Annotated in this window: 11 protein-coding genes and 1 tRNA gene; 6 read left to right on the forward strand and 6 right to left on the reverse strand. The window is 68.6% G+C overall.

Annotation, left to right across the window (positions count from 1 at the left end; genetic code table 11):
* Nucleotides 1-90 precede the first annotated feature (90 nt).
* From proS to AAGI91_03450, 5 genes are all read left to right on the forward strand, one after another.
* Nucleotides 91-1,566, forward strand: a complete 1,476-nt coding sequence (gene proS / locus AAGI91_03430; protein ID MEM1041659.1) for a proline--tRNA ligase — start codon at nt 91-93, stop codon at nt 1,564-1,566.
* Between the two features lie 101 nt (nt 1,567-1,667).
* Nucleotides 1,668-2,366 carry a hypothetical protein gene (locus tag AAGI91_03435; protein ID MEM1041660.1) on the forward strand — a complete coding sequence of 233 codons (699 nt, stop codon included), beginning with the start codon at nt 1,668-1,670 and terminating at the stop codon, nt 2,364-2,366.
* 65 nt (nt 2,367-2,431) lie between these two features.
* Nucleotides 2,432-2,713 (forward strand): type II toxin-antitoxin system Phd/YefM family antitoxin, encoded by a 282-nt coding sequence (locus AAGI91_03440; protein MEM1041661.1) that lies wholly within the window; start codon nt 2,432-2,434, stop codon nt 2,711-2,713.
* Complete coding sequence (locus AAGI91_03445) at nt 2,713-3,018, forward strand: type II toxin-antitoxin system RelE/ParE family toxin (GenBank protein MEM1041662.1); 306 nt, start codon at nt 2,713-2,715, stop codon at nt 3,016-3,018. The genes AAGI91_03440 and AAGI91_03445 overlap by 1 nt, the downstream gene beginning before the upstream one ends.
* Before the next feature lie 159 nt (nt 3,019-3,177).
* Entirely contained in the window at nt 3,178-5,664 is a 2,487-nt protein-coding gene (locus tag AAGI91_03450; GenBank protein MEM1041663.1) for a TonB-dependent receptor, read from the forward strand.
* 461 nt (nt 5,665-6,125) lie between these two features.
* Here the strand turns inward: AAGI91_03450 and AAGI91_03455 are convergent, their stop codons facing one another.
* Together AAGI91_03455 and AAGI91_03460 are read right to left on the reverse strand one after the other, a co-directional pair.
* Nucleotides 6,126-6,788 (reverse strand): endonuclease V, encoded by a 663-nt coding sequence (locus AAGI91_03455; protein ID MEM1041664.1) that lies wholly within the window; start codon nt 6,786-6,788, stop codon nt 6,126-6,128.
* 88 nt (nt 6,789-6,876) lie between these two features.
* The gene (locus AAGI91_03460; GenBank protein ID MEM1041665.1) at nt 6,877-7,368 is read right to left on the reverse strand and encodes a hypothetical protein; all 492 of its coding nucleotides are present in this window, start codon (nt 7,366-7,368) and stop codon (nt 6,877-6,879) included.
* Nucleotides 7,369-7,804: 436 nt separating this feature from the next.
* On the opposite strand from AAGI91_03460, the gene AAGI91_03465 reads away from it, so the two are divergent.
* Nucleotides 7,805-7,878, forward strand: a tRNA-Val gene (locus tag AAGI91_03465).
* Nucleotides 7,879-7,984: 106 nt separating this feature from the next.
* Here the strand turns inward: AAGI91_03465 and AAGI91_03470 are convergent.
* From AAGI91_03470 to AAGI91_03485, 4 genes are read right to left on the reverse strand one after another with little or no spacing between them, the layout of a single operon-like run.
* Nucleotides 7,985-9,826: a class I mannose-6-phosphate isomerase gene (locus tag AAGI91_03470; protein ID MEM1041666.1), complete on the reverse strand. Its 1,842-nt coding sequence runs from the start codon at nt 9,824-9,826 to the stop codon at nt 7,985-7,987.
* A gap of 6 nt (nt 9,827-9,832) precedes the next feature.
* Nucleotides 9,833-10,729 (reverse strand): ROK family protein, encoded by an 897-nt coding sequence (locus tag AAGI91_03475; protein ID MEM1041667.1) that lies wholly within the window; start codon nt 10,727-10,729, stop codon nt 9,833-9,835.
* A gap of 2 nt (nt 10,730-10,731) precedes the next feature.
* Complete coding sequence (locus AAGI91_03480) at nt 10,732-11,949, reverse strand: alpha/beta hydrolase-fold protein (GenBank protein ID MEM1041668.1); 1,218 nt, start codon at nt 11,947-11,949, stop codon at nt 10,732-10,734.
* 26 nt (nt 11,950-11,975) lie between these two features.
* Complete coding sequence (locus AAGI91_03485) at nt 11,976-14,021, reverse strand: hypothetical protein (protein MEM1041669.1); 2,046 nt, start codon at nt 14,019-14,021, stop codon at nt 11,976-11,978.
* Between the last annotated feature and the right edge of the window lie 15 nt (nt 14,022-14,036).

Consider the following 14,036-nt stretch of genomic DNA (forward strand, 5'->3'; position numbering starts at 1 on the left):
AAGCACGCCGCGCCGCGATCCGCCCTGCCGCGCCCCGAACCCCCGGGGCGCGCGTCGTTCCTGATCTCTTCTCTCGCCACACCCTTCGCCATGGCAGACGCCATTACGCCCCAGCAGCACGACTACTCGCAGTGGTACGTCGACGTGGTCCGCGCCGCGGGCCTCGCCGAGTACTCGCCCGTCCGGGGGTCGATGATCATCCCGCCCAACGGCTACGCGCTCTGGGAGAACATGCAGCGCGCCCTCGACGGGATGTTCAAGGCGACGGGCCACCGCAACGCCTACTTCCCGCTCTTCATCCCGCAGAGCTTCCTCGCCCGCGAGGCCGACCACGTCGACGGCTTCGCCAAGGAGTGCGCCGTCGTCACCCACTACCGCCTCAAGACCGACGACGCGGGCGAGCTGATCGTAGACCCCGAGGCCGAACTGGAGGAGCCGCTCATCGTCCGCCCGACGAGCGAGACGATCATCTGGGACGCCTACAGCCGGTGGATCCAGAGCTGGCGTGACCTCCCGATCCTGATCAACCAGTGGGCCAACGTGGTCCGGTGGGAGATGCGGACGCGGCTCTTCCTCCGCACCGCCGAGTTTCTCTGGCAGGAGGGCCACACCGCGCACGCGACCGAGGCCGAGGCCGTCGAGGAGGCGCGCCGGATGCTCGACGTCTACGCGACCTTCGCCGAGGACTGGATGGCGATGCCGGTCGTACGGGGCGCGAAGACCGAGAGCGAGCGCTTCCCCGGGGCCGTCGACACCTTCGCGATCGAGGCGCTGATGCAAGACGGCAAGGCGCTCCAGGCGGGGACCTCGCACTTCCTGGGGCAGAACTTCGCTCGCGCCTTCGACTGCACCTTCACCAACCAGAGCAACGAGCAGGAGCACGTCTGGGCGACGAGCTGGGGCGTCTCGACGCGCCTCGTCGGCGGCCTCGTGATGACGCACGGCGACGACCAGGGCCTCGTCCTCCCGCCGCGCCTCGCGCCGACGCAGGTCGTCGTCGTCCCGATCTACCGCGCGAACAAGCCCGACGACAAGGAGGCCGTACTCGACGCCGCCGAGCGCATCCGCCGGGACCTCGACGTGGCCGGCGTCCGCGTCCACGTCGACGCCCGCGAGGCGCAGCGGCCGGGCTGGAAGTTCAACGAGTACGAGGTGCAGGGCGTCCCGCTCCGCCTCGCCGTCGGCCCGCGCGACGTGCAGAACGGCACCGTCGAAGTCGCCCGGCGCGACCAGGACGGCAAGCAGTCCGTGCCGCTCGACACCCTCGCCGACACCGTCACGAGCCTCCTCGACGCCATCCAGCAGGGCCTGTTCAACCGCGCCCGCGACCGCCGCGACAGTCGCACGGCAACGGTCGACTCGTACGGCGACTTCAAGGCGGCCGTCGAGGACGGCGGGTTCGTCCTCGCCCACTGGGACGGCACGCCGGAGACCGAGGCGCGCATCAAAGAGGAGACCAAAGCCACGATCCGCGTCGTTCCCTTCGAGCGCGACGACGAGCCCGGCCAGGACCCGCTGACCGGCCAGCCCTCCGCCGGCCGCGTCCTCTTCGCCCGAGCGTACTAGGAGCGGAAGTGCGGATGAGCGGAAGCAGGGAAGATCACAGACTCATCCCTCGTCGCACTCTCCCTCCGCTCTTCCATCCCTCCGATTTTCCGTTCCCACGCATGCAACCCGCCAGCGCGATAGCAGCAGGCCCTGAGGCACGCCGCGACCTCGGCTACCAGGCGGCGAACCTGCTGTCGTACGTCCTCAACCCGCTCGTCCTCCCGCCGGTCGGGTTCGGGCTGATCCTGTGGCACTTCGGGGCGGCGGGCGGCGAGATCGCGCTCATTGTGGCGGTGGCGCTCGTGTTTTTCAGCGCAGTCCCGCTGGCCTACGTGATCACCCTCGTCCGCCGGGGCGAAGCCACATCGCTGGAGGTGCGCGAGCGGTCCGGGCGGCTCAAGCCCTTCCTCGTCGGCATCGCCTCCTACGCCGTCGGCATCGCCGTGATGGCGCTCGTCGGGACGACGGCGGTCCCGTTCCTGGTTGCGCTCGCGCTGATCTACCCGCTCAACACGGCGGTCCTCCTCCTCGTCAACCTGCGCTGGAAGATCTCGGTCCACATGACGAGCCTCGCCGGGTTTGTCTCGATCCTGCTCTTCGTCTCGCTGACCGTCTGGCGGGACCTCCCGCCCGGCACCGAGGCAGTGCTGACCGTACTCACGGTGGCCCCGCTGCTGCTCTTGCTGCCGGTGCTGATGTGGGCGCGCGTGCGCGTCGGGGCACACTCGCCGGGGCAAGTCCTGGCCGGCACCCTGTACGGGCTCGTGATGCCCGCCGTGGAGCTGCTCGTCATCGTCCGCGCGCTCGGGCTGATCTGAAGCTGCAGGGAGCAAAGCGTCTTCACAGGCGTTGGTCCTGTTTAGCGTACCAGAGCACGTACCTCATGTCGCACATCCATCCCACGCAAGACATCCGCTCGCTGTCGGACTTCCGGGCCAACGCCGCGTCGCTCATCAAGCACGTCCGGCAGACCCGCCGGCCGCTCGTGCTCACCCAGCACGGTCAGGGCACGGCCGTCGTCCTGGACGCCCACGAGTACGAGCGCCTGATCGACGAACTCGACCTCCTCCGCGATGTGCAGGCCGCCGAGGCGGACCTCGCGGCGGGCGGCGGTCTCGGCCACGAAGCGGCGAAGGCTCAAGTGCTCGCCCGGCTCCGGCAGTGATGCGCGTCCACTGGTCTACGGTCGCTCTCGAACGCGTGTCGGAGATCGCCGACTACCTCGCCGTGGACGACCTAGGAGCGGCAGAACGCTGGGTGGACGGGCTGTTCGCTGCTGCCGAGCGCCTAGAGCCCTTTCCGCGTAGCGGGCGCGTCGTCCCCGAGTTGCGGCGCGAGGCCATACGCGAGGTCTTCTACAAGCGGTACCGAATCCTCTACAAGGTCCAGCCGGAGCGCGTAGAGGTGCTCACCGTGCGTCACATGCGGCAGCATCTCAGCGACAACGATCCAGACCTGAGCGATGTCTAGAGCGCATCACAAAAGGGTAGAATCTGGTCCCTTTCGCCGCCGAAGGTAGGGCTAGGCTCCGCAACGCCTTATATTCTTCGCCCCAACCGCTCAATTCCGACGCCGCTGCGATAGGCTACCGTCCGCTTTCTGCTCATCAACCTCTGGTGCTCCGACGGTATGCCTCGTCTCCCCCGCGCGCTCGCCTTGCTCGGCCTCGCGCTGTCTTTCGCCGCCGCCCCTGCCCTCGCCCAGAACCTGGGACAGATCGAGGGCCGCGTCACCCAGCAAAGCAACGGCAGCCCGGTGCCCGGTGCCAACGTCGTCGTGGACGGCACCTCGTTCGGCACGGCGACGGAGCCGGACGGGACGTTCGCCCTCCGCCTCCCGACCGGCACCTACGTCTTCCGCGTCTCGGCGGTCGGCTTCCAGGCGCGGACGGACTCGGTGACGATCCGCAAGAACGAGACGGCGCGCCTCGACGTGGCGCTCGAAGAGACCGACATCGAGATGGAAGGCGTTGAGGTGGAGGCCGAGGAAATTCCTCAGGACGCCGGGGTCTACACCCTCGACCCGAGGACGGCTGAGGAGATCCCGTCCCCGCTCAACGACGGGCTGCGGGCGATCAAAGTGCTGCCGGGCGTGACGAGCAACAACGAGACCTCGTACCAATACTCGGTGCGCGGCGGGGGCTACAACGAGAACCTGTACTACATCGACGGCTTCGAGGTCTACACCCCGTTCCGCACCAAGCAGGGCGAGCAGGAGGGGCTCGGGATCGTCAACCTCGACATGACCGACCGGCTGACGCTCTACGCCGGCGGCTTCCCGGCGCGCTACGGCGGCAAGCTCTCGTCGGCGCTCGACGTGGCCTACGCCCGCCCCGGCGGCGACGGCGACAACACGGTCGCAGGTGGGGCCTACGCCTCGACGCTCGATGCGGGCGGGCACCTGAAGCTCGGCCTGCTCGGCGGGCGGCTCGGGGTGGCGCTCGCCGCGCGCTCGGCGCGGCCCGAGGGCTTCTTCGGGACGCAGGAGCTCAAGGGCGAGTACGACCCCGAGTTCGCCGACGTGCAGTCGACCGTCACCTACCGCATCGCCGAGGGGCACGAGATCCAGGGCCTCGGCCTGCTCCTCGACCACCGCTTCCGCCTCGTCCCGACGACCCGGCGGACGTTCTTCGGCACGTTCCAGGACCTCCGCTCGGTCTCGTTCGGGTTCGACGGGCTCGAGGAGGACGGCTACACGCTCGGCTTCGGCGGGGTCCGCGTGCTGAACACCATCACGAACGCGCTCCGCGTCGAGCACGACGTGTCGTACTTCGACGTCGAGGAGTTCGAGACGCTCAACATCGCCGGCAGCGTCGGGCTCTTCCGCATCGACAACCCGTTCGAGGACCCGGACGACCCGACGAACCTGATCCAGACCGGGGCCGCCAGCCAGCGCGACACGACCAACAACAACGTCCGCGTCAGCACGCTCTCCGGTGGCGGGCGCTACCGCCTGAGCGCCGGGCGCCACGCCGCCGAGCTCGGCTGGACCGCCCGCCGGTTCAGCTTCGACGACCGCCTCTTCGAGGTCAGCTACCTCGCCGGCCGCGCCGAGAACGGCAACCCGGTCGAGGTCCCGGCCGACAGCCTCTCCGACCAGACCTCGTTCAGCGAAGAGCAGGTCGGAGTCTACCTCCAGGACGCGGTCGACGTGTTGGCGGAGTCCGGCAAACTCGTCGTCACCGGCGGCGTGCGCGCCGACTACTTCACGTTCAACGACGAACTGACGGTCAGCCCGCGCCTCTCGGCCCGCTACGTGTGGAACCCGCTTACGACCGTCACTGCCGCCGCCGGGGTCTACCACCAGGCCCCGACCTACCGCGAGCTGCGCGGCGAGCCGATCTTCGACTCGACGACCGTCGGCAGCAACAACATCATCCGGGGGACACTCAACCGGGACATCCGGAGCCAGCGCGCGATTCAGTTCATCGGGGGCGTGGAGCGCTTCTTCCCGAAGGTCCGCTTCTACGGCCGCGCCGAGGCGTACTACAAGGCGCTCTCAAACCTCATCACCTACGACGTGGAGAACGTCCGCACGGTCTACTCGGGCGAGAACGACGCCGACGGTTACGCCTTCGGGTTCGACCTCCAGCTCCGCGGCGAGTTCGTGCCCGGCCTGGAGAGCTGGCTCAACTACGGCTTCCTCAAGACGAGCGAAGAGTTCCTCCGGCCGACGCCCGGCGTGAGCGGCTCCACGCCGCGCCCGACCGACCGGCGGCACAACTTCGCGCTCTTCGTGCAGGACTACGTCCCCAACAGCACGACGTGGAAGGCCCACCTCCGCGCGCTCTTCGGGACCGGCACGCCCTTCACGCCGCCCGCCCCCGGCGAGGTCGTCGGCGGCGTGCAGCTTCAGGCCCCCGGCTTCCGCAACTCGCAGCGCTTCCCCGAGTACCGCCGCCTCGACCTCGGCATCACGAAGGAGGCCACGCTCGCCCAGCGCACCCCGTCCGGCAACCCCGTCCGGCTGGAGCTCACCGGCGAGGTGCTCAACGTGTTCGACATGACGAACACGATCTCGTACTCCTACGTCGCCGATGCGCGCGGCATCTGGCAGCGCATCCCGACGCGCCTCACCCCACGCACCGTCAACGTGCGAATGCGCCTCCGTTTCTAAGAATGCCGTTTAGATGCAGTCCGGCATTAGGCTGGTTACAGGTATTGGCAGGATGCATAGGAATAATTGCTCCTATCGCCATATTCATATGGGCAACCTGGCCCGTCATCCTCGTGTGGGCTGTTTCCTTGGGTCCAGACCCCAGTCCAGAACGGTGGGCCGAGCGTCAGTTGGAGGTACATCTAGACTTCGATGTGCCGCCTGATTTTGAAATCGTTGACTCCGACTCCTACATTGCGTCGCGTGAGACCTACCATACCTTCACTGTACGATTCACGAACGACGCTTTTAGTTCTTTTCATGAGCAATGGAGAGATATGCAAGGGGAAGAAACTGTTTGGGAGCAGTTGGATGAACGTGGTCTGGGGACTCGAATCACACTAGCCACAGAGAATCATTCCGTAAACTTCTGGCATCGCCACATTCCATAGGCCTCGAGCATCGCTACCAGTGACCGTTCTCTACAACGCACCGTACTTGCTCAGCCGGTGGGCGAGGTGCGTCGGCATCGGGAGCTTGAAGCGCGTGGCGCAGCGCAGCGTCAACTTAACCGCTGTCCGCAGTGAGGCGCGGTGGCCGACCGAGACGAACACCGGCTTGACGTTCTCCCGCGTCCGAATGACGGCTCCAATCGGCTCGCCCTTGTCGGTGAGCGGCGCGAGGTCGCCTTTCGTCGGTCCCGGCTCGTCGTAGCGCCCCGTGAGCCGCGTCTTCGCCACCCCGATGGCCGGCTTGTCGAGCAGCACCCCGAGGTGGCACGCCAGGCCGAACCGGCGCGGGTGCGCGTAGCCGTGCGCGTCGAGGACGAATACGTCCGGCTCGGTGGTTAGCGTGTCGAGCGCCGGGAGGACGGCGGGCATCTCGCGGAAGGAGAGCAAGCCCGGCACGTAGGGAAACGCCGTCGGTCCCTCCCACGTCGCCTGGTCGATGACCTCGAAGTCGGCCAGCCGCAGCACGACGAGGGCGGCCCGCACCCGGTCGCCGCGCACGCTCACGTCCACGCCGCATGCGGTCGCGATGTCCTCAGCCAGCGGCTTAAAGCGGACGAGCGCGGCGAGGTCGCGCTGCAAGGCGACGGCTTCCTTCGGAGTGACATCCCAGGGGTGCTCGTAGTGGAGGCGCATTCGGAGGAAAGAGGGCGGCGAGAGAGGAGAGCGATAAGATAGAAGAGCAGGAGCAGCGTACCTCTACTCTCTCCTTTCTTTTCTGCCTCTACCCTTGCTCCGGGTGGCCGAACCACACGATGCCGAGCACCTTCTCCTCCGCGGCGTCGACCCCGACGAGGGCGTAGAGCTCCGGGTGCTCCGTGATCATGTCCGTCACCCAGTTGTTCGGGACGTTGTCGCTCCAGAGCGAGAGCGTGGCGCGCTGCACCGAGGTCAGGCAGTCCTCCACGGCGCGCTCCATCTTCGCCTCATCATCGATGCGCGCGCAGGTGACGACGACCCATCCGGGTATAGCGCGCCACTGCCCGTAGGCGGCCCGTGCGCCCTCCGGCCCCATCTCCTCTTCGAGTAGGCGGGCGTAGAGCCACACCACGGCCGAGACCGTCTCCTCGTCCAGCCTGTAGTACGTCCACGGCTCCGGGTCGAGCGAGCCGAGCGGGTCGCGCGCCGCCTCCATCGCCCGTTCGAGCGCAGCCTCCTGCATCGCCACGGACGGGCGTTCAGGTTCGAGGGAGCGTGGACGAAGGGAGAGATTCATTAGCCTATCTACAGCGTCAGACCCGGCGGGGTACGCCAGGTGTATCGGCTGCTTTCTATCTCATCTTGATTCAGATTGCGAGCGCGCTGCACCAAAGCATATGCCACTCGGAGATGTGAACCCTGGGAAACAGGGTCAAATTGCGCAGAGGTGGAACAAACTGCTGGATTAGCGGCCTGAACGGGCTGTACCGGAAAATATACCGGAGTTCGTTCTCCGCACGGTGTTGAGATGGATCGGGACAAGGTACCCGTCTAGTGTCGGATTCGTAACAGCGTCTCCAGGTTCCCGACCCTGCGTTCTCGCCGGTCCATTGAAGATTCACGCCGGCATCGGGCCTGGCTCGGCCTTGTCTGTTGATTCCCCTCTGGACGGGGCGGTATATTTTGGCCTTCCGCGCCGGATGCGCTCGCGGTTTCCTGCTGCGTCCGGCGATGGGCTCTTAGCTCAGTTGGTTAGAGCGCGTCGTTGACATCGACGAGGTCACTGGTTCGAATCCAGTAGAGCCCACGAGAAGCCTTCGCAAGCGACTGTCTTGCCACGGCTTCTGCTTGTTGAGGCGCATCGGTGCGGGCTTCGTCGCAGAGCAAGGCACCGGTGCTGGCAGGGCGCGGCGCTAGCCGATGGGATCGTTGAGTGGTAGCTCCGTTCCTACGCCGGGGCGCACGAAGACGAGTACGAGCCGGCACGGGCTGTTGCCTCGGTTGATAAATGCTACCTGCGCAGCGGCCGCCGGGACGACGGCCGACTCCATGTAGCGCAGCGGCTGCCGCCGTCCGTTCTGCGCGGCGATCTCTACCGCCTCGCCTTCCACGAGGTTGACCGCCAGCGCCCGCCCGTCCGTCTTCAGTTCCACCCGGTCCTCGAAGTTGAGGCGGTGGATGTCGTAGAAGAACTCGGGGCGGTCCATGAGCACCTCCTCGGTCCACCCATCGCCCTCGCGCAGCGTGCGTGGCGTCGGAACGAGGTTGTCCCGGACCCACTCGGTGCGCCGCTCGAAGCGCAGGTTCTCCCACGCGCGGTCGAGGTTGATCGGTCGGAGGTTGCCCTCCAAATCGCGCCGGACGTAGTCGTAAATCTTGAAGGTGAAGATGTACGGCATCGCGCTGATTTCCAAGACGAGGTTGCCAACCCCGCTGCAGTGGACCGTGCCGTTGGGGATCAGGAAGAGATCGTGCGGCTGGGCCGGGACGCTGTGGACGTACTGCTCGAAGTCCACCGGCTCGCCGGACTCGGCCGACGCCTCGAGTGCGGCGCGGAAGGCACCGGGGGCGGCACCCTCATGCATCCCGAGGTAGACGACGGCGTCTTCCTGCGCAGCCGAGATGTAGTAGGTCTCGTCCTGCGTGAACGTCTCGCCGAACTGGTGCCGGATGAAGTCGGGGCGCGGGTGGCACTGGACGGAGAGGTTGCCGCCGCTGACCGTGTCGAGGTAGTCGAGCCGGAGGGGCCACTCGTACCGGAACTGCTGGGCGGCCTCGCCGAGCACGCGCCGGTACTCCTGAAACATCAGGCAGTCGAACGAGCATTCGAGCCGGGTGCCGTCGGTCTCGAGGACGATCCCGTTCTCTGGGGTGATGAGCTCGAACGACCACGCGAAGTTGGGCTGCTCGGGGTCGAGGCCCATGTGGTCCTGCATGAACTGGCCGCCCCAGGGGCCGGGATAGAACCACGGGCGCGGGCGGAACGGCGTCTCGGAAAGCTCCCGGAGCGCAGCGCGGAAGGGGTCGCCCGGCATCGCCGCCGGTGCGGCGGCGTCCTGGAGGTCGAGGAAGAGGTCGAGGTCCGGGAGAAGGCGGCGCTTGTGGCGGTTGAGGGCGGGCCACTCGGCGAAGTAGGCCCGCTTGTAGAACAGGTTGAACGGGAGCGCCTCGTCGGTGCCGAGGTTGGTCAGGCCCTCGTCGCGGGCACGGGCCTGCAGCACGTCCTTCGGGATGTCGGCGTACCACAGCGCATCCCAGAGTTCGACGAGGCCGGCCCCGACGCCGTAGACGATCGCCAGGTCGCCAGCGGCCCGGCCGCGCGCCACGGCGGCCTCGATGCGCAGCCCGGCCAGCCGCTCGGCGTCGAAGAACACGTCCGGCCCCAGCGGGAAGTGGGTCCCGAAGATGGGATCCTCCCCGCCGAGGAAGGGAGCCAGCCGCTCGGCGATCGCGTCAGCCTCGGCGAGGGCGTCGGCAGTGGGCCACCACGCCGGGTCGAGGCCGCGCACGGCGAGCGCCTCGGCCAAGCGTGCCCGGAGCGTGTCCCAGTCCACGCCGTGGAACCCATCGAGCGCGAGGACCCGCAGGCCCGTCGGCACGGCGGCGGCAATCCGATCGGCGAGGACGTCGTACCCCTGCTCGATGCGGCCCTCGGACGGCGTGAAGGCTGGGAACGGGTCGAAGAGGCCACGCGGGAAGGTGGTCGCGTCGGCAGGCAGCAGGGTGCGGGCGGGGAAGTCTACAGGGTCGGACATGAGCAGTCAGGCAAGCGAAGGGTGGAAGGCTGCGCCGAGGGCGGCGGCGCGGTTGCCGAGCGCGGCGGCGGCAAGCTCGACCCGGCCACGCGGGACGGTCCACGCCTGAGCGTGGACCCGCTCGGTGAGGCCCGGAAGGATAAGGTCGGCGCTGTTCATCACCCCGCCGCCGATCACGACCCGGTCAGGCCCGTAGGCATGGATGACATTGACGACGCCGAGGGCGAGGTCGTCGAGGTAGACGCTGAGGGTGTGCCGGCACGCTGCGTTGCCGGAGCGCACGGCGGCGAAGAACGCCGGCAGCGGATCGCCGGGGCCGAAGCTCGGATGCGCCTCCCTGACCCGAGCGGCGAGGGCCGTCGCCGAGGCGTACAGTTCGAGGCACCCACGCTGGCCGCACGGGCAAACCGGGCCGTGGCGGTCGATGCTGATGTGGCCGCCGAGGATACCGCCGAGGGCGTCGGTACCGCTGTACGGCGTCCCGTGCCGGACGAGCGCGCTGCCGAGGCCGGTGCCGAGGGTGAGGCAGGCCATCACCGTGGCTCCCTGCCCTGCCCCGAAGCGCCACTCGCCCCAGGCATAGGCCCGGGCGTCGTTCTCGACCGCAAAGGGAACGCCGAGCGCATCGCCGAACGCCCCGCGCAGGTCGCGCCCGGCCAGCAGCGACCCCTCGCCGATGTCGTCCAGCACGCGCCCGTCGTCCACGAGTCCTTTGACGGCAAGCCCTCCGGCGACCAGCCCGCAGCCCGAGGCCATCGCCCGTGCGTGGGCGACGAGGTTGGCGAGCATATCACCATGCATGAACGTCCGCAGCGGGGTCTGCTCGAAGGTGACCGGCCTGCCAGCGTCGGTGAAGACGCCGGCCTTGACGTTTGTCCCGCCGTAGTCCATCCCGAAGCGCATGGCTAGTCCGCCTCGGCGGGGAAGAAGCGGCGGAGGCCGTCCATCAGGTGCGCCCGCCAGTTGCCCCAGGTGTGGCCCTCGGGGTACTCCGCATACACGAAGTCGTAACCGCGCTTGGTGAGCGCGTCGCGCAGCCGCCGGTTGGCAGCGGTGAAGTCGCGCTCGCCGTCCGGCAGCAGGCCCACTCCGACGGTGGTCTCGTAGGTCCCCACGTCGACGTAGAGCCGGACCGGCGCGGGCGGGGCGGAGGCGATGAGCCGGATCATCCGGTCGCCCTGAAACGAGTGGTACCCGGACTGGCTGTGTCCGAGCCCGAACACGTCGGAGCGCCGGAACGGGACGTAGGTCGCGGCCAGCCCGCCGTAGGAGTCGCCGACGATGAGCCGGGCGTCGGCGGCTGGTCGCGTCCGGTACCGACTGTCTATGAAGGGCACGAGCTCGTCCGCGAGGAAGGCGACGAAGGCGTCGTTCATCCCGTACTCGGTCATCCGGTTCGGGGACTCGGGCCGGTGCCGGTTGGGAGGATCCACGAAGACGGCGACGACCGGCTCGGTCTCACCGCGCTCGGTCAGCCAGTCCAGCACGGCAGGCGCGTGCGCGAAGGCGACGTAGTCCCGGCCGTCCAGAAAGTAGACGCTCGGGTAGCGCGCCGACGCCTCGGCGTCGTAGCCGGGCGGCGTGTGTACCAGCACCCCGTGGGGGTACGGCAGCGCGCCCGGCGGCAGCGTGTGGCGGTCGGGTCCGTCGGACGAGCCGGGCGTGCCGTCGCGGACGGGCGCGAAGACCTCGGGGTAGGCGTAGCCCGGCATGACGAGTTCGGAGAAAGGCCCGAACCCGCTCAGCACGCGGTGCGGGTTGCGCGGGTCCGGCTGGCCGAGCAGCTCTGCTCCGAACCCCTCGGCGTCGGTGTCCACCATGAAGAGATACTCCAGCCGCGCCTCCGGCTCGACGCGCTCGCGGCGGTACCACAGGTCCGTCCCGGCAAGGCGCTCGAGCGGCAGCGCCTCGGCCCACCCGCTCATGTCGCCGAGCAGCCCGACCGCCTCGGCCTCGCCGCGCCAGAGAAACACGGCCGCCGTGTCGCCCTCGACGAGCGGCGCCGGCCCGAGCCGTTCCCAGAACGCCTCGGCGAGCGCCGCGCGCTCGGCCTGTCCTGCCGCCTCGGCCTCAGCGCGAAAGGCATCGAACGAGGCGGGCTGCGCGAAGGCGGAGGTAACCATGAGTGTGAGGAGGAAGACCGGGCGGATCATGCGGGACGAGCGCCCTCGCGGGTGACGTGGTAGCGCGTACCCTGGTGCTCGACGTTGTGCAGCTCCGCCCTCGGGTCGAACGAGCCGAACTGCGGCTGTGCCGTGAGCGGCCCCGACAGCGCAGGCTGCACGCCGAAGAGGCCCTCGATGACGACGTTGACGTAGCTCCCGTTCGAGGAGCACGTCCAGTCGTTGATGTACGGCTCGTCGGGCGGTGCCTTCGTGGCCGCGCCGTCGGTGGTCGGCCAGAGGGCTTCGGCGAAGTGGGCCTGCCCGAACGGTCCCTGGTTGGCACTCCGGGCAAGGCCGCGCAGCCACTCGACCGCGAGGTCGGCCTGGCCGATGCGGAAAAGGCCGCGCGCGGTCTCAGGCGGCCACGCCGGGTAGGCCCCGTTCCACTGGTGATCCGGGCGCACGTCGCGGAAGGCGTCGTCGTCGCCGGGCGAGAGGGCATGCATCCAGGTCGGCGTCTGGAGTTCGCGCCGGAAGAAGGCGACCATCTCGGTCTTTCGCCGGTCGGTCAGGTCGTCGGGGATGGTGTTGAGGACGGTGAGGAGATCGTAGCCGTGGCGGACCTCGCGCTCGGAGCCGTCGGGGAAGCGCGCCCGCCAGTAGCCCTTACCGTCGACGTACAGCGCGTCGAGATCGCGGAGGATCTGCTGCGCCTCGGCCTCCAACGCACCGTCGTCCGGCTCGCCGACGTGGGCGAGCAGCCGCCCGACCTCGCGGAGGTTGAACACGTTGGCCGCGTTGAGGCTGGCGACCTCGTGCAGGTAGGTGTGGACGCACTCCAGGAGGTTGTTCAGCCCGCCGTAGTCGGCCAGCCCGCTGTCCGTTTTGAAGCGCCGCCAGTTGGTGGCGTAGCGCCGGAGCGCGTCGACGATCCGCTCGTCGCTCCCCTCGACCGTACCCGTCAGCCAGTCGTGGTCGCCGGTCCAGCGGACGTAGGTGCTCGCCATCGAGACCATCGCAAAGTCGTTGACGGCGTACCAGTTGCCGACGCCCTGCCCGGTCAGATATTCCGTCCCGAAGTGCTCGTGCACGTCGAGGTGCATCCAGCGGTCGAGGTAGCCGCGCATCACGGCCGGGTCGAGCTGGGCGTGGACGGGCGAGGAGAGGAAGTAGTCCCACAGGAACGTCACCGACTGCCAGTAGCGCGGCATGAGGGTGTCGTAGGCGCGCCCGTGGACGGAGTGCGGCGAGTCGCGCTTGAAGTAGACCACCCCGAGCGCACCCATCGCGTAGAGCTTGGCCATCGCGTCGTCGGTGGTGTGCAGTTCGGGGAGGTGGCCCGAGTAGCGGTCGTTGCCCGGCGTGAAGACGGCCCGCAGTTCAGCGTTCCAGTCGGCGCGCACGCGCTCCAGCTCTCCCGGCACGTCGCGGATGAGCGCGTCGTAGGTCGCCTCTGCTTCGGCGTCGGTGGCCCCGATGGCGTGGACGTAGTCGATCCGCCCGGTCTCGCCGGGGGCGAGGCGGAGCGTCTGCGCGAGGGCGACGGGCCGCAACCCATCGGGCTTGGGTGCCATCCCCTGAAGCTGCACCGCTTCGCTCCCGGTCGCCCGAAAACGGACGGCACCTCGACTCTCGTCGAGCGAGACGGCGTGGCCGGTCTCGTGCGGCGGGAGCGGCGCGTTCCACGGCCGCCGCGCCTGCGTCACGCTCCCCTGCACCCCGAGCCGGACTTCCACCGCGCGCTCGGACCCGCTCCGGTTCTCGACCTCCAGCGTCATCACCGCCGCCGGCCGACCGAGCGCGAGCGCCGTCGTCGAGGTCAGCTTCAGCCCGTCGTGCTCGGCGGTGCGGACGACCCGGTCCGGCCACCAGTGGAACGTCACCGGTGCGCCGAACGCGTTGAACAGCCGCAGAGCCTGCCCCGGACCTGATCCGGGGTCGAGGTACAGGTTCGCCGTGTTGATGTCCGCCGTGCCAAAGGGCGGGAAGTTGAGGCTGTGGATCCCGGTCAGGTCGAGGGCTGTCTGCACGCAGCCGAGGAAGTTGGTCAGCCCCGGCGCGGCGAAGAGGTCGCCGTATCGCTTCGTCATCGGGGCGCTTCGGAG

This window comes from Bacteroidota bacterium (genome assembly GCA_038746285.1).
GTDB lineage: Bacteria > Bacteroidota > Rhodothermia > Rhodothermales > JANQRZ01 > JANQRZ01.

What these genes read in the sequence shown, in the direction of transcription:
- proS (MEM1041659.1), top strand. Translation starts at nt 91, where the DNA reads ATGGCAGACGCCATTACGCCCCAGCAGCACGACTACTCGCAGTGGTAC.
- AAGI91_03435 (MEM1041660.1), top strand. Translation starts at nt 1,668, where the DNA reads ATGCAACCCGCCAGCGCGATAGCAGCAGGCCCTGAGGCACGCCGCGAC.
- AAGI91_03440 (MEM1041661.1), top strand. Translation starts at nt 2,432, where the DNA reads ATGTCGCACATCCATCCCACGCAAGACATCCGCTCGCTGTCGGACTTC.
- AAGI91_03445 (MEM1041662.1), top strand. Translation starts at nt 2,713, where the DNA reads ATGCGCGTCCACTGGTCTACGGTCGCTCTCGAACGCGTGTCGGAGATC.
- AAGI91_03450 (MEM1041663.1), top strand. Translation starts at nt 3,178, where the DNA reads ATGCCTCGTCTCCCCCGCGCGCTCGCCTTGCTCGGCCTCGCGCTGTCT.
- AAGI91_03455 (MEM1041664.1), bottom strand. Translation starts at nt 6,788, where the DNA reads ATGCGCCTCCACTACGAGCACCCCTGGGATGTCACTCCGAAGGAAGCC.
- AAGI91_03460 (MEM1041665.1), bottom strand. Translation starts at nt 7,368, where the DNA reads ATGAATCTCTCCCTTCGTCCACGCTCCCTCGAACCTGAACGCCCGTCC.
- AAGI91_03470 (MEM1041666.1), bottom strand. Translation starts at nt 9,826, where the DNA reads ATGTCCGACCCTGTAGACTTCCCCGCCCGCACCCTGCTGCCTGCCGAC.
- AAGI91_03475 (MEM1041667.1), bottom strand. Translation starts at nt 10,729, where the DNA reads ATGCGCTTCGGGATGGACTACGGCGGGACAAACGTCAAGGCCGGCGTC.
- AAGI91_03480 (MEM1041668.1), bottom strand. Translation starts at nt 11,949, where the DNA reads ATGGTTACCTCCGCCTTCGCGCAGCCCGCCTCGTTCGATGCCTTTCGC.
- AAGI91_03485 (MEM1041669.1), bottom strand. Translation starts at nt 14,021, where the DNA reads ATGACGAAGCGATACGGCGACCTCTTCGCCGCGCCGGGGCTGACCAAC.